This window comes from Streptomyces sp. NPDC091387, assembly GCF_044756945.1.
Classification (GTDB): domain Bacteria; phylum Actinomycetota; class Actinomycetes; order Streptomycetales; family Streptomycetaceae; genus Streptomyces.
On sequence record NZ_JBIVTZ010000006.1, the window covers coordinates 298,336 to 317,382 of the forward strand.

Sequence of the window (19,047 nt, forward strand, 5' to 3'; positions counted from 1 at the left end):
CCCCCATCCGTGTCGGCCGTCTGGATCCTGCACTCTGCGTTGGCACTGTCTGTCTCCGTCCGGGGTGGGCTCGATGAAGTGGGTGGGGGGCTGCGTCAGTCGGTCGACGCGGTGGGCGCGGTCGTGTTCGCGTCGAACACGAGGCGGCCTTCGACGTACGTCCGGCGTACCCGGACGTCGCCTATCTCGTCGGCGGGGTGCGTGAACGGGTCACGGTCGAGGGCGACGAGGTCCGCGTACTTGCCCACCTCGACCGTGCCGGTCACGTCGTCGAGGTGGTTCACCCAGGCGGTGCCCGCGGTGTACGCGGTGAGCGCCTCGGCCAGGGTCAGTGCCTGTTCGGGGTAGAACGGCGGATACGTCTCGCCCTCGGAGAGTTCCCGGGCGGGGGCGGCACGGTTGACCGCGACGTGGATGGCCCACAGCGGGTTGGGGCTGCTCACCGACCAGTCACTGCCGGCGGCCAGGTGGGCGCCGGCCCGGCGCAGATCCCCGAAGGGGTACTGCTGGGCGGCGCGTTCGGCCCCGAGGAACGGGATGGTCAGCTCGTCCATCTGGGGTTCGTGGGCGGCCCACAGCGGCTGGATGTTCGCGGCGACGCCGAGTTCCGCGAAACGCGCGATGTCATCGGGGTGGACGACCTGGAGGTGGGCCAGGTGGTGCCGGTGGTCATTGGCGCCGTTGGCGGCACGGGCCGCGCCCAGCGCGTCGAGTGCCTCGCGCACGGCGCGGTCGCCGAGCGCGTGGAAGTGCACCTGGAAGCCGGAGCGGTCGAGCGCGCACACCGCTTCCCTCAGCAGTCCTGGCTCGACGAAGCTCAGGCCGGAGTTGCCGGTTGAGCAGCCGCAGCTGTCCAGATAGGGCTCCAGCATCCCGGCGGTGAAGTTCTCCGCCACGCCGTCCTGCATGATCTTGATGCTGGTGGCCGCGAAACGGCCCGCCTGTCCGATGCGGCGGCGCTCCTCCAGCTCCGGAAGCTGCTCCATTTTGCGGTTGCGGTCCCACCACAGGGCGCCGACGACCCGGGCGAGCAGCGAACCCTCGCGGGCCGCACGCAGGTAGACGGGCAGGTTGTCCGGGTAACCGTGGAAGGAACCGATCATGGCGTCCTGCCAGCCGGTCACCCCGAGGGAGAACAGGTACTCCTGCGCTGCCAGCAGCCCGGCGTACGTCTCGTCCTCGGTCGCGACCGGAACGTGCTGGGCCACCAGTTCCACCGCGCCCTCGTGCAGGGTGCCGGCCGGGGTGCCGTCCGCCTCCCGCTCGATACGGCCGTCGGCCGGGTCGGAGGTGTGCCGGTCGACACCGGCGATCTCCAGCGCGCGGGTGTTGACCCAGGCGCCGTGGCCGTCGCAGTTCACAAGCAGCACGGGCCGGTCGGGCACCACCGCGTCGAGCATGGAGCGCGTCGGCGTGCCGCCCGGGAAGCAGTCCATCGACCAGCCGCCGCCACGGATCCAGGCCACGTCCGGGTGGTCCTTGGCGTAGCGGGCCACCACGTCGAGACAGCCCTCGGCGCTGGTCTCCTCGCTCTGGTCGCAGCCGAGCATCTGGGTGCCACCCATCACGGGGTGGATGTGCGCGTCCTGGAACCCGGGTACGAGCAGGCCGCCCTCCAGGTCGACGACCTCCGTACCGGCACCGGTCAGCGCGCGCACCGTACCCACGTCGGCGACGGCGATGATCCGGCCGTCCGCGACGGCGACGGCGGCGTCCACCGGGACGGGGCCCGTTCCGGTGAAGACCCGGCCCCCGACGAAGACGGTGTCGGCCCGTTCGCTGCTGTGCGCCATCGATTCAACCTCCAGCAGGGCGGAATGACCCGCCCGACGTGTTCGTTGAGGAGGAGTGAACGGCAGCGCAACAGTGCTGTCAACAGTGTTGCGCCCGCTGGATCCCGAACCGATACACTGGCCGCACCATGCCGAAGTCACCCGCAGCCAAGGCCCGGAGCAAGCGCGCCGGCAGTCAGCTCACGCCCGGCGCGATCATCGACGCGAGCCTCCGCATCGCCGCCCGCGGAAGCGCGGACGCCTTCACCGTCCGGCGCCTGGGTGAGGAACTCGGGGCGGATCCGACCGCGATCTACCGGCACTTCCGTGACAAGGACGAGCTGTTGCTGTCGGTCGCCGACCACATGCTCGGCGAGGCGCTCGACGCCATCCCCGACGGCCTCGGCTGGAAGGCCCGCATCCGGGCACTCGCCGACGCCTCTCTCGCGGTCGCCCTCAAGTACCCGGTGGTGGGCTCCGCCATGGCGAGCCGGACCACGCGCCGCCCCAACGAGTTCCGGGTCGTCGAACTCATCCTCGGCGCCGTCCGGGAGGCCGGTCTGGAGGGATCCGAGGCAGCCGTCCACTACCGCATGATCGGGGACACCCTCCTCGCGTACGTGGGCCAGCAGGCCGCCTTCCTGCTGTTCGACGCGGACGCCCGCGCGGCCGACGACTCCGCGTGGAACCGCGAGTACCGGCTGGTCGACCCGCAGCACTTCCCCCACATCGCCGGCCTCAGCGGCGAACTCGCCGAGGTGACGGACGAACAGATCTTCGACGCTACGGTCGAGGCCCTGATCTCGACCGTCGAGAAGTGCGCCGCGACTCCTCGGAGCGCGTGACCCGGCTCAGCCCAACGCCAGGCTGTCCGGCTCGGCCGTTCGTCGGTCCGGGGGCCTCGTCGGCCGCGCGCTGACCGGACTCGGCTCCGTCCTCCAGGTAGCCCTGCGGCCGCCGTCGGCCGGGCATGTGCTGGATCGCACCGGTCGGTTTCGCGGTGGCGTGAGTTCGTCCACTTGTCGGGATGGGAAGACCCGCGGCCTCCCGAAGGACTGCCGATCTTCCCCCGAACCCATGCCGATATGGATCTGGATGCGCCAACTCCATTTCTCAGTGGCCGAGTTGTGATGCGAGCTGAGTGGGATTCGTGAAGAGTCCGCGCAGGGCTCCTGGAATCCGGTCACGGGAGCGGAAAGCTCGAAGCACTGCTCGGCGCCTCCGAACAAGTCGGGAGCCGGCCCATGCGACGGGAGACTGATCAACGATGCTCACTCAAATGCGGAGCAGAGCGCGGACGGCCGCGCTCGCGCTTTCGGCCCTCGTGGCTCTCACCCTCGGCGCGCATGCCACGACCGGCGCGGTTGCCGCCCCCGCCCCGGCGAAGCAGGGGCCGACCTCGGTGGCGTACGTCGAGGTGAACAACAACAGCATGCTTGATGTCGGCAAGTACACCCTTGCCAACGGTGGTGGCAACGTCTTCGACGTCGCCGTGATCTTCGCGGCGAACATCAACTACGACTCGGGTGCGAAGGCGGCGTACCTGTCCTTCAACGAGAACGTTCAGCGCGTCCTTGACAACGCAGCCACGGAGATACGGCCGTTGCAGCAGAAGGGCATCAAGGTCGTCCTCTCCGTCCTGGGGAACCACCAGGGTGCGGGTTTCGCCAACTTCCCGTCCCAGCAGGAGTCTTCGGTGTTCGCGAAGCAACTGTCGGACACAGTGGCCAAGTACGGTCTCGACGGCATCGACTTCGACGACGAGTACGCCGAATACGGCAACAACGGCACTGGCCAGCCCAACGACAGCTCGTTCGTCAACCTGGTGACGGCGCTGCGCCTGAATATGCCGGACAAGATCATCAGCCTCTACAACATCGGCCCGGCCGCGTCGCGCCTCTCCTACGGAGGCATCGACATCTCGACCACGTTTGACTATGCCTGGAACCCGTACTACGGCTCCTGGCAGGTCCCCGGCATCGCACTGCCCAAGTCGAAGCTGTCGCCGGCGGCCGTCGAGATCGGCCGGACCTCGCAGAGCACGGCCGCCGACTTCGCCCGACGCACCGTCAGTGAGGGCTACGGGGTCTATCTGACGTACAACCTCGACGGTGCCGACCGCAGCGCCGATGTCTCCGCCTTCACGCGAGAGTTGTACGGCAGCGAGGCCGACTTCACGCCGTAAAGCGGGCTCGGTGCACGCCCGGGACCCCTGCGAGCGGACCGTTCTGCTGACGGCCGCCCGGCGGATCCGTACGGGCCTCAGGACATGCTGCCCCGGCACACCGTCCCCGGGGCCGGGGTGCGGCCCGTGCGGAGGTACTGGTCGACCGTCTTCGCGACGCAGCGGTTCTGCGGGTATGTGCCGTGGCCCTCCTCCTCGGCCGTCAGGAGCACGCCGACACCGTCGCCCAGGGCACGGGCCATGTGGCGGGCGCCGAGGTACGGGGTGGTCGGGTCGCCGGTGCCGCCGACCACCAGAACGGGGGCCGCGCCGTCGGCGCTCACCTGGGGCGTGGCGCGCTCGCCGTCGAACGGCCAGTCGTAACAGAGGTAGACGCCGGTGGACCAGGCCGCGCCGAAGACGGGTGAGGCGGCCTTGACGCGGGCCGCGTCCCTGTCGAGGCGTTCGAAGCCGGGGCGCAGGCTGGAGTCCGCGCAGGTGATCGCGGTCCGGGCGACGTGGCTGCTGTCGCGCGGGGCCGCCGCGCCGTCGGCGGAGCCGATGCCGTCCGCGCCCCTGCTCAGCTGACGGCCGTCGTTGTGGTCGATCAGCGCGGTGAGGGCCTTGGCGAGCGGCGACCAGCCGTCTGTGCCGAGGTCGAGATGGTCGCTGACGGCGTACGCGAGAGCGTCGGCGTCGAGGTTCCTTCCGCCGCCGGCCGGGGCGGGCTTCTTTTCCAGGCGATCGGCCAGGCGCGCCATGCGTCGCGCGGCCTCCTCGGGCCCGTCGCCGGTCGGGCAGTGGCGGATACGGGCCGCGCAGTGCGCGGCGAACCGGTCGAACGCCGCCTGGACCGCCTTGACTTGCGACACCTGCTCCTCGTCGAGGTCCTCGGTCGGATCGACGGACGCTTCGAGGACGAGCCGTCCGACGTGTGACGGGTACAGGTGGGCGTAGACCGCGCCGAGCGCCGTTCCGTACGAGACGCCGAAGTAGTGCAGCCGCTCGTCGCCGAGGAGGTAGCGCATCAGGTCGAGGTCGCGCGCGGTGTGCGAGGTGCCGATGTGGGGGAGGAGGGCCCCTGAGTGCTCGGCGCAGGCGTCGGCCCCGTCGTATCCGGTGTCGTCCGCGGTCTTCCCGCAGCGCACGGGGATGGTCGCGCCAACGCCGCGCGGGTCGAAGGAGACCAGGTCGTAGCGGTCGAGGAGCGGCTTGTACTGGTTGAGGCGCTCGGGCAGTCCGCTCACGCCGGACACGCCGGGGCCGCCGAAGTTGAGGACGAGCGAGCCGATGCGCCGGGCGTTCGGGCCGGTGGCCTTGTGGCGAATGAGGGCGACGTCGATCGTCCTGCCGTCAGGTCTCCGGTAGTCGAGGGGGGCCTTCATGGCGGCGCAGTCGTAGCCGGTGCGCGTGGTGGGAGGCGAGGTGCAGCGGGACCAGTGGAGGCGCTGGCCGGTGGTGAGCGCGGTGGGCAGACCGGCGGGTGGGTTGTTCGCGGTGAACTCCGTACGCGGCTCCGCACTGCGGCCGGGAGCGTGGTGCTGGAGCCAGGCGCCGATCGCCCCGATCGCGGCGAGGACGACCCCGGCGATGATGAGCGCACCGACCGAGAGGCCCGGTCCGCGGCTTCGTCTCGGATATGCGTCACTCATCGAAATCCCCGCGCTCCAGCCCCTGGACGCCTGCCCTTGCGGCACGCCCGTATCCGGGATCGTCCGATCGTCGAATGAGTGCAGGGTACAAGCCGCCTCCGACAGCACGGCTCGCGAGAGTGGTGGTGAACTCGGCCATGGCTTCCGCTGCGCCACAGGGACCGGCGGGCACTCTGTATCGGTGCTCCGAGTGCCCCCGATCAAGCTGAACGACTGCCCCTCGCGTCGGCGTCTCCAGATCTCATCGTGCTGTGCCGGTGAAAACGCGTGGTCGCGCACCTGTGCCTCCACGGTCACGTGATCGTCCGTGGGTGGTGCGTTGATCACTTGAGGGTGCCATGGTTTGCCGAGAGGCCGCCCACGCCGGTTCAAGCGGTCGTATCCCGTCGGCACGAGGTGCCGGTGTGCATGTTGGAAGAGGCGCCGGCGATGACGGAGTCGAGCCGGTCCCGGGTGTGAGCGAGGTCCTCGATGCGCCGGTCGAGGTGGTCGCGTTCCTCTGCCAGGCGCTGGAGCAGCTCGGGTGTGGCCTGGCCCTCGATGACACAGGGCGTGAGCTCGGCGATGGCCTTGCTGGACAGGCCGGCGGCGTACAGCTGACGGATCAGACGGATCCGGTCGACGGCGGCTTCCGCGTAGTGGCGCTGGCCGCTGCCGCTGCGCTCGGAGGTGAGTAGGTTCTGCTCCTCGTAGTACCGCAGAGCCCGGGTGGTGACGCCTGTGCGGCGGGCGAGTTCCCCGATGCGCATGTCCGGTTCCCTTCTTGTGGCGTGCGCCACAGGCTCTTGCCCTTCACGTCAACGTCAAGATTTAGCGTAGCCACATCGGGGCCGACCCGCGGGGGGCCTCGGCGGCGCCGGGGGCGCCCGCGCCTTCGGCGACAGTGCCCCTCTCGTCGGGCAAGGCCGGGCGAAGCTCGCCCACCTCAGCGCCGAGCGCATCCTCAAACTCAAGACCGCCCGAACCCCGCACCACACTGAAAGGCGTACGCATGCCCACGTACCAGGCGACCGGTCTCACCGGTCCCGAGCCCACCCCGACCGTATCGGTCAAGCCTGTCGTGCTGCGCAGGCCGCAGGGCGACGAGGACCTGCACGTACGCGTCTCCGCGCCGGCCACCGGCACCGGTCTGCCCCTCGTGCTGTTCGCCCACGGGTTCGGCTCGGACCTGGACGGCTACGCGCCGCTGGTCGACCACTGGGCTTCTCACGGCTTCGTGGTCGTCCAGGCCACCCACCTGGACTCCAAGCGGATCGGCCTGGCCGCGGACGACCCCCGCAGGCCCCGGTTGTGGCGCTATCGGGTGCACGACATGCAGCGCATCCTGGACGAGCTCGTGACTCTGGAGGCGTCCGTGCCGGGCCTGGTCGGCCGAGTTGACCACAGCCGTGCAGTCGCGGCCGGGCACTCCTTCGGCGGCCAGACCGCGGGCATCCTGGTGGGCCTGCGTGTCAAGGACCCGGACACCGGAGCCGCCGAAGACCTGTCGGACTCCCGGATCATGGGCAGCATCCAGCTGGCGACTGCCGGCAAGGGCGGCGACGAACTGACCCCGTTCGCCCACGAGAACCTTCCCTGGCTGCGCGATCAGGACTTCTCCCACATCACCGCCCCCGGACTCGTCGTCGCCGGCGACAAGGACGACCTCCCGCTCTCTACTCGGGGACCGGCCTGGACGACGGACCCCTACACCCTCAGCCGCGGCAACAAGAGCCTCCTCACCGTTCACGGCGGCGAGCACTTCCTCGGCGGTATCTCCGGCTATCGTGCGGCGGAGACCACTGACGAGGATTCCGGCCGCGTCGCTCTCGTCCAGCAGGTCACCCTCGCCTACCTGCGCCACGTCACGGGGACCGGCCACGCCGACTGGGAGAAGGTCCAGAGGGTTCTGGCCGACGGCCACCCGCTGGGACGACTCGAATCCAAGTGACCCCTGGACCGCATGCAGGTGCCCTTCTGCGTATGTGCAGCCGCTCCCAGCCTGCGGCGCGGGACGGCCGGCGCCCGGCCTTCGGGCTGCGGGACAGGATCAGCGGGGACGGCACGAGGTGCTGCGCGTGCTCGGTGGCCCCTGGGCGCGCGCGTATGCCTACGTGGCCGGGCCCCTTCGGCCGCGGAGATTCAAGACCGGGCCCCCAGCGCGTCGGCGAGGAAGCGTGCCTCGTTGCGTCCGAGCCTGGTCGCGATCACGGCCTCGCCGCCCGTGAGGCGGCCGATGACGGCGACCTTGGCGAGCAGCCGGTCCTCGCCCTGGACGATCGCCAGGGAGTCCGTGGGGGCGGTCCGGCCCGTCACCTTGCCGGTCAGGGTGGTGAACGCCTTGGCGTCCTTGTCCTCGAACGCCACCCGGACCGACCATCCGCCCGCTCCGCCGTCCCCCGTGTCCTCGAACGCCGAGACCTTCCTGAACCTGGTGACCGTCATGCCGGGAGCGGTGGAGACGACCACACACTGCTGGCGGTCGTCCGAGGTGAAGCCGCGGCCGGAGGGCACCCCGGGCTGCGATGTCGCGAAGGGGGCGGCTTCGGACGCCCCGCTGCCGGGGCAGGCTCCGGGCTGCTCGCGCTCCACCTCAAGGAAGCGCACCGGCTGGTCCGGGGCCCCCGCGGCGCCTTGGTCGCCGGACCCGTCCCAGGGGCTCAGCACCAGCAGCGTGCCTGCCAACGCGCCGACCGCGGCCAGCGAACTGGCGATCAACCACACACGCCGGCCCCGTCGGGACGCTGGTGTGGGCGCCGGTCCGGGGAGGCGTGCCGTCCCGGCGGGCCCTGCCACGGCCTGCGTGGGCTTGTCCGGTCCGGTGCGCGGTGGCGGGGCGGCCGCGCCGACGGCGCCGACGTGACGGAGCGCGTCGCGCAACGCGTCGGTGCGCTCGGCCCGGTGTCGCTCGATGGCTGCGGTCCACCGGACGCCCAGCACGCTCCCGTCACTGCGGGCCGCGGGGCCATCACCGAGGTGGGCGGCGCAATGCGCGATCAGCTCCGCCGGCGTGGGCCGCGCCCGCGGATTCAGATCGAGACAGGGCAGAACGAGGGCGTCCAGAGCGGGCGGAAGGCCGGAGACGTCGGTCTCACCGGTTGCCGCGCGCATCAGCAGCTCCAGGGCCGAGATCTCCTCGATGTCCAGGTAGGGCGGCCTCCCCGCCGCCAGGTAGTACAGAGTCGCCCCCAGGGAGAACACGTCGGACGCCTCAGAGGTCGGCTCCCCCCGGGCCTGTTCCGGCGACGCGTAGGCCACGGTGCCGAGCGCCGACTGGGTCCGGGTGAGGTCGTGCGCCTGCGAGATGCCGAAGTCGATCACGCGCGGCCCCTCCACGGGCAGCAGCACGTTCGACGGCTTGATGTCCCGGTGCACCAGCCCTGCCGAATGCAGGGAGGCCAGCGCCTCCGCCATACCGGCGGCCACCCAGTGCAGCGCGTCCGCTCCCAGCGTCCCGCAGTCCTCCACCAGCTCCTTCAGCGAGGGCGCGGGCACGTACTCCTGCGCCATCCACGGCACCTGCGCCGTGGGATCGGCGTCCACGACGCTCGCCGTGTAGACCCCGCGTACCCGCTGCGCGCACGCGACCTCGCGGGCGAACCGGCGCCGGTCGTCCGCGGAGTTCGTGATCAGCGTCTTCAGCGCGACTGTACGTCCCGCCGGTGACCGCGCCAGGTACACCCGCCCCATCCCGCCGCTCGCCAGTTCGGCCAGTACCGTGAACCGTCCGACCTGCTGTCCCGGACGTACTGTTTCCGCCCCACCCCACCGCATGCCCGTGCCCACCTGTCTCCCCATCGTGGGGAAGCCGTAGCCCAAGCGGTCGCGCCGCACTCGACTCGACCACTCTGCATGGTCACGTACGGGACTCGAACTGCGCATGCTTTTGGCCGTGTTCATCGGTGCGAGGCGGCGGACCACCGTGTGCGGCCGCCTCGGTGGTGCGCACCGGTGTGATCCGGGGGTGCGGGCGTATCCGGCGGGACGGCTGTAGTCGTGCTGGGCAGGCCACTGGCCAGGACGCAAGGCGGGCCAGGGCTCGCAGCGGAGCGGGACTCGCCATCCCGGGCTACGGCCACCCGTCCCTGCAGTCGGCCGATCAAGCCGGCACAAAGCTGCTCGCGGTGGCGGAGCGTCGGCCCATAAGCGGTAGATATCTGACGCCTCGTGATCTTATGGGCCGTGAGCTGCTCTGGCCGGTATGGGACGGGGCCGGGATCAGCCCTCACGTCGTGCCGGACTGCCGCCGGTTCTCGGCACCCGTCCCAGGGTCATAAGGAGACTTCGCCGTGAACAGGCAACGCGTGACCACTTTCCTGGGCGTCAATGCCCTCCTCACCGTCACCCTCCTCACCTGCGGTACCGCCGCCGGGGCCGCCGAGCGCACCGACAGCAACTCAGGCACCGTTGCGTCCCCGGACGGCTTCTTCGGCACGGGCGGCGGGAACGGTGACGCCATCGGCCGGTACACCGCGGGTTCCGCGGGTTCCGCGGGCGTCGCGGGCGTCGCGGGCGTCGCGGGAGGTGCGGGCATTCTGGCGCACCCGAACGGTTACTCCGGCACGGGCGGGGGGAGCGGCGGGAACGGGACCCTCGGGGATGCCGGCGGTGCCGGGGGTGTTGGCGGGGCGGGCGGCGCCGGGTTCGGTGACGGCACCGGTGGCGGCGCCGGCATCGGAGGGAACGGCGGCAGTGGCTCCGGCTCCGCCATCGGCGGTGCGGGCGGTGCGGGCGGCGCAGGAGGTGCGGGAGGCGCGACCGGCAACGGCGCCGCTGGAGCGAACGGCGGCACCGGTGGCAGCGGCGGGGTCGGCGGACCCGGCGGGGCCGGCGGAGGAGGGGGTGCCCGCGGCAACGTCTCTCACGCCAGCGGCGCCGGCGGTATCGGCGGCAACGGCGGCGCAGGCTCCCGAGGCGCCGGCGGAGTTGGGGGCGTAGGCGGCGCCGGCGGCGCGGGCGCCTCTGGCGGCCACGGCGGGCGAGGCGGCGCCGGCTGCTTCGGCCTCAACCCCGGTAGCCCCGGGTCTCCCGGCTCAGCCACCGGAACCGGTGGCGCCGGTGGCGCCGGCGGAGCAGCCTGCTGACCGGCGCACCACACGCCTCCCGCTACCAGGACAGACGGTGGGCGGCCTCCCGGCCTCCCTCCCGGCCAGTGCTGTGACCGCGAGGGTTCAGCTCCGAGTCGGGATGGTCTGGTCAGCGGTGTGGGGAGTTTGTCGTGCCCCCGCCTCTGCGACGATTGCCGAGTGAGCAAGCAGGAGTGGGACACGTTGACCAAGTCCGAAGAAGCCTTCATGGTCAATTCCTATGAGATCGACATCCTGGCTGGGGTCTGGGGCGATCTCGACGAGGCCGACCAGTCCCGACCTGTCAACGAGCTGGCGGCGGTCTTGCTCGCTCTCATCGATCGTGGGTGGATCGCGGTCAGCCGACTCGCGCCATGGACCTCCCCCGCCGGGGAGCGCGGGTTCCAGCCCGGCGAGCTGGTGCCTCGTGATCAGCTTCCGGCGATTCTCGAGGACGCGGCCAACTGGGAGTATCCCGAAGACGGGGACTGGATTGGCGCGTTGACCCTGGTCGAGACCGGGGCGGGAAAGAAGATCACTCGTCTTTCTCCCGAGGAGACGGCCGAGTAGGCCGTCGCGGCGGGAAACCGCAGGCTGCGGCCAATGGTCGGCCGCCCTCGCGGAGACCCTTCTCGCTGCGGATGCGGGCTCGTTCGCGGCGGTTGGGCGGCCAGGAGGTCGGGGTGGCGTGCGTCGGCATTGCGCCGGCGTGGATGGCGGTGCAGCTCGCGGGTCTGCATGGTTGCGGCGGAGGTTGACGCCCCAGAGGGTGTCGTCGTCGAACGCCGAAGGCTCCTTCCGGGCCCTGCCACGGCAGGTGGGCGAACCGTCTCTCGGAGTCCCTGAGCCATCCCTCGGCGAAGAGGCCGGGAGCCGTCGCGGAGAGGTGGGCGCACGGCCTGCCGGGACGCGTGCTTCCCGCGGCCTACTGGTCGACGCCGCCCGTGCGTTGTGCGGACATGGATCGGTTGGCAGGTGGTACACGGGGCAAGAGCCGGAGGAGCACTGTTGTTCGACTGATCGGAACGGAGAACGCCCATGCGTGAAGCCACGCAGACGGAGGTACGCCGCGCCTTCGACAGCGGGATGCCCGGCCTACGGCCACCGCGGTCCGTGATCGTCATCGGAGCCGGCCTCGCCGGCCTGGCCGTGGCCTACGAACTCGCCGCGCGCGACTGCGAGGTGACCGTCCTCGAAGCGGACACCCGGCCCGGCGGGCGCGCCTACACGTTACGGGCCCCGTTCGCCGACGGGCTGCACGCGGAGGCGGGTGCGATGACGCTGACGCCGCACTGTCACTACGCGATGCACTACCTGCGCGAACTCGGAGTGGAGACGGAGACCGCCGATCTCCTCGACACCACCTTCTCCTACTTCGCCCGGGGCCGGTTCTTCGACCCCGGCCCGGAGGCGGTGGCGGCAGCGGGACTGGCACTCCACCCGCACGAGGAGAAGCTGGGCGTCGCCGGCATGATCGAGCGGTACGTGACCGCAGTCAGCGACAGCCTCCAGCCGGACCTCAGCGCCCCCGACTGGGAGGCCACCGAGCTGCTCGCCCCCTACGACCGGCGATCGGTGCACCAGGTCCTCACGGACCGCGGCGCCTCCCAGGCGGCCATCGATCTCATGGAGCCCATGTTCCTGGAGATGCGCGGAGGCGACCTGAAGACGGCGTCCGCGCTTTCCTGGCTCCGCCACGAGGCGAGCCCGCACTCGCTCGGCAACGCCGACCCCCGCTGGGCGAAGGTGACGGGCGGCACCGACCGGTTCCCGCAGGCGTTCGCGGAACGGCTCAAGAGCAGGATCCACTACCGCCGTCCCGTGGTCCGCGTCGAACAGGACGAGGAGCGGGCCCGGGTCACCTACCTCGACCACGGCAGCCTGCAGACCATGGAAGCCGAGCGGGTCGTCGTCACCGTCCCGTTCAGCGCGATCCGGCACATCGACTTCACCGATGCGGGTCTCTCCGACGCGAAGCACGACGCGATGCGCCGGGTGAAGTACTCGTCCGTCGTCCGGGTGTACCTCCAGATGCGCCGCCAGTTCTGGCCGCAGCGGAACGCGAGCTTCTCCACCGACCTGGCCATACGCTGGATACGCGACGCGACGCCCCAGCTGCCGGGACCCAGGAAGATCATGGAGTGCCTGATGACGGGGTGGCGTGCCAGGGCGGTCTCCGTCATGACGGAGGAGGAACGCCAGAACTTCGTGCTCACCGAACTCGACCGGATGCTCCCCGGCGCCCGCGACCACTTCGAGACCGGCACGTCCGTCTGCTGGGACGAACGGCCTTACGCGGAAGGGGCGTACATCCTTCCCGAGCGCGGACACAGCGCCCTGCTGCCGGTGATCCGCAGGCCGGAGGGGCGCGTCCACTTCGCCGGGGACCACGCCGGGTTCGAGCCCAACGGCGGCTCGATGACCTTCGCACTGGAGTCCGCGGCCCGCACCGTCCTGGAACTCGGCCTGACTGGTACCCCCTGAGGACGGTCCGGCGGGGCCCGTCCGGATTCAGCGCAGGAGCGAGCGCAGCACATCGGCCCCGCCGGTCGTCATGACCGACTCCGGGCGGAACTGCACGCCCCGGACGGCCGCGCCGTGCATCGCGAGCAGCTCCCGCCGGTCCGGGCCCAGGCACAGGGCGGGCGGATCGTGGCGGCGCGCAGGCGCTGCGCCGGCCGGGCCGGACGTGAGCGCATAGGTGTTGCGGAAGGCCGCCGTGACCGGTCGGCCGAAGACCTCGACGTCCCTGCCGAGTCCGGTGCCGGTCCTGGCCGTGACCCGCGCGTCCGGCAGGGCGGCGAGCGCGAGCAGCTGGAAGCCGAGCCCCACCCCGGCCACCGGGGCGCCCCCGGGCGGCCGCTCCCGCACGAGGGACGCGCTGATCTGCCGGAGCACCGCCATCCGGGGGCTGCCGGGGTCGTCGGGCCGGCCCGGTCCGGAGGCCAGCAGCACGGGCCCCCGGTGCCGCGACAGGGTGTCGCCCGCGTCGGGATCCTCGTACCGGACCACCTCTGCCGGGCCGTGCACCGAGGTCACCATGTGGACCAGGGCGGTCGGGTCCTCCCCGCCCGGGTCGAGCACGAGCACCCGGTCGCCGCGCACCGTCGGCGCGCTCATGCCCTTCGTCCAGAACGACGAGAGCGCCGCGTGCCGCCGGACCAGGAGGTCATGGACGGGCCCGTGGGCATCCGTACCGCCGGGGGCGGTGCCGGCGGGCCCGCGGCGCCGGTGGGAGGCGGCCGGGGGCGGCTGCGTCGTGAGAGCCGTCAGCAGGGCAGCCGCCTTGGTCCGCGTCTCGGCCGCCTCCGACTCCGGCGACGACCGGCTGCCGACCGTCGCTCCCACCGACAGCCGTGCACGGCCCAGGTGATCGATGTCCAGGGTGCGTATCACCGCCGCGGAGTCCAGCTCCTCGTCCCCCCGGTCGTCGCGGCCCATCAGGGCGAGGAGCCCGCCGTAGTAGCCCCGGCCGGTCGTCTCGTAACGGTGGATGGCCCGGCACGCCTCGGCGAACGGGCTGCCCACCGCGGTGGAGGCGAACAGTGCCCGCGAGAGGGTCTCGCGGGCACTCGCCACCGAGGGGCCGCTGATCCGGCACTGCGTGTGCAGCAGATGGGCCATCCTCCGCAGGAACGGCCCCTCCACCCGTACACCCGGGCCGGCCAGCGCGCACAGCACCGTCAGCTCCGCGTCCACCGTGGTCGCCAGCTCCTCGGACTCCTTGCGGTCGGCGAGGAAGGCGAGCAGTTCCCCGGTGCGCGGCCCGTGGGGCGGATAGCGGTACGTACCGCACAGGGGGTTCATCACCACCCGGCGGTCCTCGATGGCCACGTGGCCCTGCGGGGTCGCCCCCACGAGCGTGGTGGGCCGTTCGCCCCCGGTGTGCACGAGGAACGTCCAGTACGCTCCAGACTCGGTGGTCAGCAACCGCCGGAACAGCTCCACCGCGACCGCCGGGCGGAAGCCGGGCAGCCGGGCGGTGCAGTCGCGCCGGAGCAGGACGTTCAGCCCTCCGCGGGCCGCGTCAGAGGCGGCGAACTCCCGTACCAGCCTCTCGTAGTGGGCGTCGTCCGTGGTGAAACCCGCGTCCTGCCACCGCACCGGCGCGCCGAGGCGGCGCGTGAGCGCCCCCTCCGGCAGTACGTGGTGCTCGGAGATCCGCAGGACGCGCAGCGGGGTGTGGTCGTCGTGGCATCGCAGGCCGTGCTCGGCCACCTGCCGGAAGGGCAGCAGGGCCAGGGCGCCGGGGCCCGGGGAGGCGTCGGCCGGTCCGGCCTCGTCCAGCGAGCGGACGGTCTCCATCTCCCCGAACAACACCTCCACCGGGCCCGGTCCGTGCCCACCGGCGCGCTGCCTGCGCAGCAGGGCGAAGGGCGGCGGGGCCGTCCCGTACAGGCGCTCCAGTACGCGAACGCCGCTCATGCCGGTGACATCGAAGTGCGTCGGTCCCATGTCCGGTCCCCTTCCCGGCCCGCCGGACGCCGGCCGATCGGTCTGATTCAACTGGTGCCCCAGCGGACAGGAGGTATGGCCTGACGGGCTTCAAATCGTCCATCAGCAGGGCCACTTGCTGCGGCCGGCCTGATTGCGCAGGTCGGCCGCCAGGTCTGTCCGCGCGCCACCGAGTCACTCGACCGAGTCCCAGTGAGGTGTCATGCGTATCGCGATTATCGGAGCCGGCCCCGGCGGCCTCTACACGGCCGCGCTCGTCAAGCGGCTCCGGCCCGCATGTGAGATCGACGTCTGGGAGACCAACGCCCCCGACGAGACCTTCGGTTTCGGTGTGGTCTTCTCCGAGGGGGCGCTCGGCGGTATCGAGGCGGCCGACCCCCTGCTGTTCGCCCGCCTCGCCGCCGCATGCGAGCAGTGGTCCAGGATCGACGTCCACCACCGCGGCCGGACCGTGCGCAACGGGGGCTACCGATTCTCCGCGATCGGCCGGCGCGTCCTGCTGAGCATGCTGCGCACGCGCTGCACGGAACTGGGCGTGACCATCCGCTACGGCACGCGCGCCCCCGAAGCGGCCCTGCTGGCCGGGACGTACGACCTGGTGGTGGCGGCCGACGGCGTCAACTCCGCGACGCGTGAGGCCCACCGCGAGGAGTTCGGTACCGAAGGGGGCGAGCGCGGATCGCGGTACCTGTGGCTGGGCACCGACCGGACCTTCACCGCCCTGACCTTCGCCGTCGCCGACACGGAGTTCGGCTCGATGCACGCACACGCCTACCCCTACGCCCCCGGGCTCAGCACGTTCATCGCCGAGGTCGACGACCACGTCTGGGAGGCCGCCGGGTTCACCGGGCGAGGAGCCGGCACGCCGGGCGGCGGCCGGGCCGACGCCGACCGGATCGCCGGATTCTTCGTGGACGTACTGGAGGGCCACCGGCTGCGGACGAACAAGTCGCGGTGGGGGCGCTTCGCCGTCGTCCGCAACCGGCGCTGGAGCCACGGCACCGTCGCCCTCCTCGGGGACAGCGCGCACACCACGCACTTCTCCATCGGATCGGGGACCAGGCTCGCCATGGAGGACGGCCTGGCCCTCGCCCTGGCCGTCGACGAACACGGGGCGGTGCCCGAGGCACTCATCGCCTACGAGGCGGAGCGCAGGCCGGACACGGAGTCCATGCAGCGCACCGCGCGGATCAGCCAGGAGTGGTTCGGGGAACTGGACCGGTACACGGACCTCGGCCTGGAGGCGTTCAACGCCCACCTGATCACCCGCAGCGGGCGGCTCACCCAGGACGACCTGCCGTCATGGTCCCCGGACCGCGTCGAGCTGATCCGCGACCGCTTCGCCCGCGCCGACAGCCGGCCGCGCGGCACCGCCGCCCGCTGACCCGGCGCTCACCACCGGGTCACGAGGGGGCGGAGCGCCGCTCGGCCACCGACCTGCCGCCCACGAACCAGTGCGTCGGCGACACCTCCTCCACGATCACCCGCACGGCGTCCTCCGGGGTGCCGAGTGTCTCGTGCACCGCGGCGGTGAGCGCCCGGCTCAGGGACGCCACCTCCCGCGGCGACCGTCCGTCCAGCAGAGTGACGTGGATGAGAGGCATCCCGAACTCCTTCCGGTGCATGCGTGCTGCGGATGAGGCGTGCTTCAGGACGTCGCGTTCTTCCGGTCGCGCAAGTCCGCGGCGAGACTGCGGCCCGTGTGCGAGTCCGCCGTCCTGGCCAGTTCGGCGGGCGTGCCCTCGAACACCACACGCCCTCCGTGGGCGCCGGCCTCCGGGCCGAGATCGACGACCCAGTCGGCGTGCTTGACCACGTCGAGGTCGTGCTCGATCACGATCACGGTGTTGTCGCTGTCCACGAGCCGGTCGAAGAGCTCCAGCAGCCGGCCGATGTCGCTCATGTGCAGGCCGGTGGTCGGCTCGTCGAAGACGTAGACGCTGCCCGTCTCCTTGAGACGGTGCGCCAGCTTGAGGCGTTGCCGCTCGCCGCCGGAGAGCGTGGAGAGCGGCTGGCCCAGGGTCAGGTAGCCGAGCCCGACCTCGGTGAGGAGGGCCAGCCTCCGCAGGGCGGGCGCGTCGTCGAAGAAGCCCGCCGCCTCCTCGGCCGTCATGTCCAGGACGTCGACGACGGTCTTGCCGTCCACGGTGTGGCGCAGGGCCTCGTCGTTGAACCGCCGGCCGTCGCAGCGCTCGCACACGGTGGTGACGGGGTCCATGAAGGCCAGGTCCGTCTCGATGACGCCCTTGCCCTTGCACTCCGGGCAGGCGCCTTCGGAGTTGAAGCTGAACAGGCCCGGCTTCTCGCCGGAGGCGCGGGCGAACCGCCGCCGCAGGATATCCATGATGTCGGTGTACGTGGCCGGGTTGGAACGCGGGGAGATGCCGACCGACGACTGGTCGATCACGATGGCTTCGGGGTACTGCGCGGTGAACACCCCGGAGATGAGGGTGCTCTTGCCGGAACCGGCCACACCGGTCACCGCGGTCAGCACCCCGGTGGGGATGTCGACCGTGACATCGCGCAGATTGTGCAGATCGGCGTCGCGAACAGTCAGGGCACCGGTGGGGGAGCGGTACCGCTTCCTGAGCCCGGGAATGCTCCTCAGCTGCTTGCCGGTAACGGTGCGGGACCTGCGCAGACCGGCCGGGGTGCCCTCGAACGTCACCTCGCCGCCGTCGCGGCCGGCCCCGGGGCCCATGTCGATGACGTGGTCGGCGATCGCGATGACGTCCCGGTCGTGCTCCACGACCAGTACGGTGTTCCCCTTGTCGCGCAGCGCGAGCAGGATCTCGTTCATGCGGCGCACGTCGCGCGGGTGGAGACCGACACTGGGCTCGTCGAAGATGTACGTCAGACCGGTCAGGCTGCTGCTCAGGTGCCGCACCATCTTGAGCCGTTGGGCCTCGCCGCCGGACAGGGACGTGGTCTGCCGCCCGAGGGAGAGATAGCCGAGCCCGACGGACGTGATGCGCTCCAGCGCGGCCCGCGCGCCGGCCACCACCGGCTTGACGGCCGGCGTGTCCACACGGGCGAGCCGCTCGGTCAGCTCGGTGATCTCCAGCGCGGCGAAGTCCGCGATGTTGTCCCCGCCGATGCGCGAGGCGAGGGCCGCCCTGTTGAGCCGGCCGCCGTGGCAGACGGCGCAGGGGCCCCGGGTCACCACCCGTTCGATCGCCTCGCGTTCCTTGCCCTTCGCGTGGTCGAGTCCGGGTTTGACGTACCGGCGGGTGAAGCGCTTGACGATCCCCTCGTACTCGTTCTTGTACACACCGTTGCGGCCGGCCCGGTCGACGGTGAACCCCTGGCCGTACAGCAGAAGTTCGCGGTCCTTCGCGGAGAAGTCGCGTAACGGCAGGTCCGGGTCGAAGAGCCCGGACTCGCCGTAGAGCTGCCACTGGAAGGTGCCGACCGCGAACGACGGGAAGCCGATGGCCCCCTCGTTGAGGCTCTTGCTCTCGTCGAGCAGCCGGTCGAGTTCCAGCCGCACCGTGGTGCCGAGCCCCTGGCACGCCTCGCACATACCGCGCGGGTCGTTGTAGGAGTACAGGTGGGAGGGGCCCGCACTCGGGCTTCCCGCGCGGGAGAAGAGCACCCGCAGCATGGGCAGGATCTCGGTCATCGTGCCGACCGTCGAGCGGGCGTTGCCGCCGACCTGCCGCTGGTCGATGACGATCGCCGTGGAGAGGTTCTTCATCACCTCGGCGTCCGGCCGCTCGTACTTGGGCATCCGGTTACGGACGAAAGCCGGCAGGGTCTCGTTGAGCTGCCGCTGGGACTCGACCGCGATGGTGTCGAACACCACCGAGGACTTCCCCGAACCGGAGACCCCGGTGAAGACGGTCAGCTTCCTCTTCGGAATGCGCAGGTCGATGCCCTTGAGATTGTTCTGCCTGGCCTCGCCCAGAACGATGAAGTCTTCGGGATCGGTCTTCCGGTGAGCCGCCATGTCAGCCCCT

At 71.3% G+C, this 19,047-nt stretch carries 14 protein-coding genes; 7 read left to right on the plus strand and 7 right to left on the minus strand.

Going from position 1 to position 19,047, the window contains the following annotated elements; genetic code table 11:
• Nucleotides 1–95: 95 nt before the first annotated feature.
• The gene (locus ACIQM0_RS15085) at nucleotides 96–1,793 is read right to left on the minus strand and encodes an amidohydrolase (protein ID WP_401286352.1); all 1,698 of its coding nucleotides are present in this window, start codon (nucleotides 1,791–1,793) and stop codon (nucleotides 96–98) included.
• 128 nt (nucleotides 1,794–1,921) lie between these two features.
• Between ACIQM0_RS15085 and ACIQM0_RS15090 the strand changes: the two genes are divergently transcribed.
• Together ACIQM0_RS15090 and ACIQM0_RS15095 are read left to right on the plus strand one after the other, a co-directional pair.
• Complete coding sequence (locus ACIQM0_RS15090; RefSeq protein ID WP_401286353.1) at nucleotides 1,922–2,617, plus strand: TetR/AcrR family transcriptional regulator; 696 nt, start codon at nucleotides 1,922–1,924, stop codon at nucleotides 2,615–2,617.
• 422 nt (nucleotides 2,618–3,039) lie between these two features.
• Nucleotides 3,040–3,957, plus strand: coding sequence for an endo-beta-N-acetylglucosaminidase H (locus ACIQM0_RS15095; RefSeq protein WP_401286354.1), 918 nt, complete (start codon nucleotides 3,040–3,042; stop codon nucleotides 3,955–3,957).
• 77 nt (nucleotides 3,958–4,034) lie between these two features.
• Here ACIQM0_RS15095 and ACIQM0_RS15100 read toward each other — a convergent pair whose 3' ends face one another.
• Together ACIQM0_RS15100 and ACIQM0_RS15105 are read right to left on the minus strand one after the other, a co-directional pair.
• The gene (locus ACIQM0_RS15100) at nucleotides 4,035–5,588 is read right to left on the minus strand and encodes an alpha/beta hydrolase (protein ID WP_401286355.1); all 1,554 of its coding nucleotides are present in this window, start codon (nucleotides 5,586–5,588) and stop codon (nucleotides 4,035–4,037) included.
• A gap of 368 nt (nucleotides 5,589–5,956) precedes the next feature.
• A complete protein-coding gene (locus ACIQM0_RS15105; RefSeq protein WP_401286356.1) occupies nucleotides 5,957–6,337 on the minus strand; it encodes a MerR family transcriptional regulator in 381 nt (126 codons plus the stop codon).
• Between the two features lie 242 nt (nucleotides 6,338–6,579).
• Here ACIQM0_RS15105 and ACIQM0_RS15110 point away from each other — a divergent pair, with 242 nt between their 5' ends.
• Nucleotides 6,580–7,518: an alpha/beta hydrolase family protein gene (locus tag ACIQM0_RS15110; protein WP_401286357.1), complete on the plus strand. Its 939-nt coding sequence runs from the start codon at nucleotides 6,580–6,582 to the stop codon at nucleotides 7,516–7,518.
• Nucleotides 7,519–7,709: 191 nt separating this feature from the next.
• Here the strand turns inward: ACIQM0_RS15110 and ACIQM0_RS15115 are convergent, their stop codons facing one another.
• A complete protein-coding gene (locus ACIQM0_RS15115; protein ID WP_401286358.1) occupies nucleotides 7,710–9,341 on the minus strand; it encodes a protein kinase in 1,632 nt (543 codons plus the stop codon).
• 515 nt (nucleotides 9,342–9,856) lie between these two features.
• On the opposite strand from ACIQM0_RS15115, the gene ACIQM0_RS15120 reads away from it, so the two are divergent.
• From ACIQM0_RS15120 to ACIQM0_RS15130, 3 genes are all read left to right on the plus strand, one after another.
• Complete coding sequence (locus ACIQM0_RS15120) at nucleotides 9,857–10,651, plus strand: hypothetical protein (RefSeq protein WP_401286359.1); 795 nt, start codon at nucleotides 9,857–9,859, stop codon at nucleotides 10,649–10,651.
• Between the two features lie 162 nt (nucleotides 10,652–10,813).
• Complete coding sequence (locus tag ACIQM0_RS15125; RefSeq protein ID WP_401286360.1) at nucleotides 10,814–11,203, plus strand: hypothetical protein; 390 nt, start codon at nucleotides 10,814–10,816, stop codon at nucleotides 11,201–11,203.
• Nucleotides 11,204–11,671: 468 nt separating this feature from the next.
• On the plus strand, nucleotides 11,672–13,117 hold the full coding sequence (locus tag ACIQM0_RS15130; RefSeq protein WP_401286361.1) for a flavin monoamine oxidase family protein: 1,446 nt from the start codon (nucleotides 11,672–11,674) through the stop codon (nucleotides 13,115–13,117).
• A gap of 27 nt (nucleotides 13,118–13,144) precedes the next feature.
• Here ACIQM0_RS15130 and ACIQM0_RS15135 read toward each other — a convergent pair whose 3' ends face one another.
• Complete coding sequence (locus tag ACIQM0_RS15135) at nucleotides 13,145–15,088, minus strand: chorismate-binding protein (protein ID WP_401286362.1); 1,944 nt, start codon at nucleotides 15,086–15,088, stop codon at nucleotides 13,145–13,147.
• A gap of 202 nt (nucleotides 15,089–15,290) precedes the next feature.
• Here ACIQM0_RS15135 and ACIQM0_RS15140 point away from each other — a divergent pair, with 202 nt between their 5' ends.
• Nucleotides 15,291–16,472 carry an FAD-dependent monooxygenase gene (locus tag ACIQM0_RS15140; protein WP_401286363.1) on the plus strand — a complete coding sequence of 394 codons (1,182 nt, stop codon included), beginning with the start codon at nucleotides 15,291–15,293 and terminating at the stop codon, nucleotides 16,470–16,472.
• 19 nt (nucleotides 16,473–16,491) lie between these two features.
• Here the strand turns inward: ACIQM0_RS15140 and ACIQM0_RS15145 are convergent, their stop codons facing one another.
• Together ACIQM0_RS15145 and ACIQM0_RS15150 are read right to left on the minus strand one after the other, a co-directional pair.
• Nucleotides 16,492–16,692, minus strand: coding sequence for a 2-hydroxymuconate tautomerase (locus ACIQM0_RS15145; RefSeq protein WP_401286364.1), 201 nt, complete (start codon nucleotides 16,690–16,692; stop codon nucleotides 16,492–16,494).
• A 44-nt stretch (nucleotides 16,693–16,736) separates the two neighbouring features.
• Nucleotides 16,737–19,037 (minus strand): ATP-binding cassette domain-containing protein, encoded by a 2,301-nt coding sequence (locus ACIQM0_RS15150; RefSeq protein ID WP_401286365.1) that lies wholly within the window; start codon nucleotides 19,035–19,037, stop codon nucleotides 16,737–16,739.
• Nucleotides 19,038–19,047 lie beyond the last annotated feature (10 nt).

Bases quoted from the DNA above. Each gene is read 5' to 3' on its own strand.
- ACIQM0_RS15085 (WP_401286352.1), bottom strand. From the start codon at position 1,793: ATGGCGCACAGCAGCGAACGGGCCGACACCGTCTTCGTCGGGGGCCGG.
- ACIQM0_RS15090 (WP_401286353.1), top strand. From the start codon at position 1,922: ATGCCGAAGTCACCCGCAGCCAAGGCCCGGAGCAAGCGCGCCGGCAGT.
- ACIQM0_RS15095 (WP_401286354.1), top strand. From the start codon at position 3,040: ATGCTCACTCAAATGCGGAGCAGAGCGCGGACGGCCGCGCTCGCGCTT.
- ACIQM0_RS15100 (WP_401286355.1), bottom strand. From the start codon at position 5,588: ATGAGTGACGCATATCCGAGACGAAGCCGCGGACCGGGCCTCTCGGTC.
- ACIQM0_RS15105 (WP_401286356.1), bottom strand. From the start codon at position 6,337: ATGCGCATCGGGGAACTCGCCCGCCGCACAGGCGTCACCACCCGGGCT.
- ACIQM0_RS15110 (WP_401286357.1), top strand. From the start codon at position 6,580: ATGCCCACGTACCAGGCGACCGGTCTCACCGGTCCCGAGCCCACCCCG.
- ACIQM0_RS15115 (WP_401286358.1), bottom strand. From the start codon at position 9,341: ATGCGGTGGGGTGGGGCGGAAACAGTACGTCCGGGACAGCAGGTCGGA.
- ACIQM0_RS15130 (WP_401286361.1), top strand. From the start codon at position 11,672: ATGCGTGAAGCCACGCAGACGGAGGTACGCCGCGCCTTCGACAGCGGG.
- ACIQM0_RS15135 (WP_401286362.1), bottom strand. From the start codon at position 15,088: ATGGGACCGACGCACTTCGATGTCACCGGCATGAGCGGCGTTCGCGTA.
- ACIQM0_RS15140 (WP_401286363.1), top strand. From the start codon at position 15,291: ATGCGTATCGCGATTATCGGAGCCGGCCCCGGCGGCCTCTACACGGCC.
- ACIQM0_RS15145 (WP_401286364.1), bottom strand. From the start codon at position 16,692: ATGCCTCTCATCCACGTCACTCTGCTGGACGGACGGTCGCCGCGGGAG.
- ACIQM0_RS15150 (WP_401286365.1), bottom strand. From the start codon at position 19,037: ATGGCGGCTCACCGGAAGACCGATCCCGAAGACTTCATCGTTCTGGGC.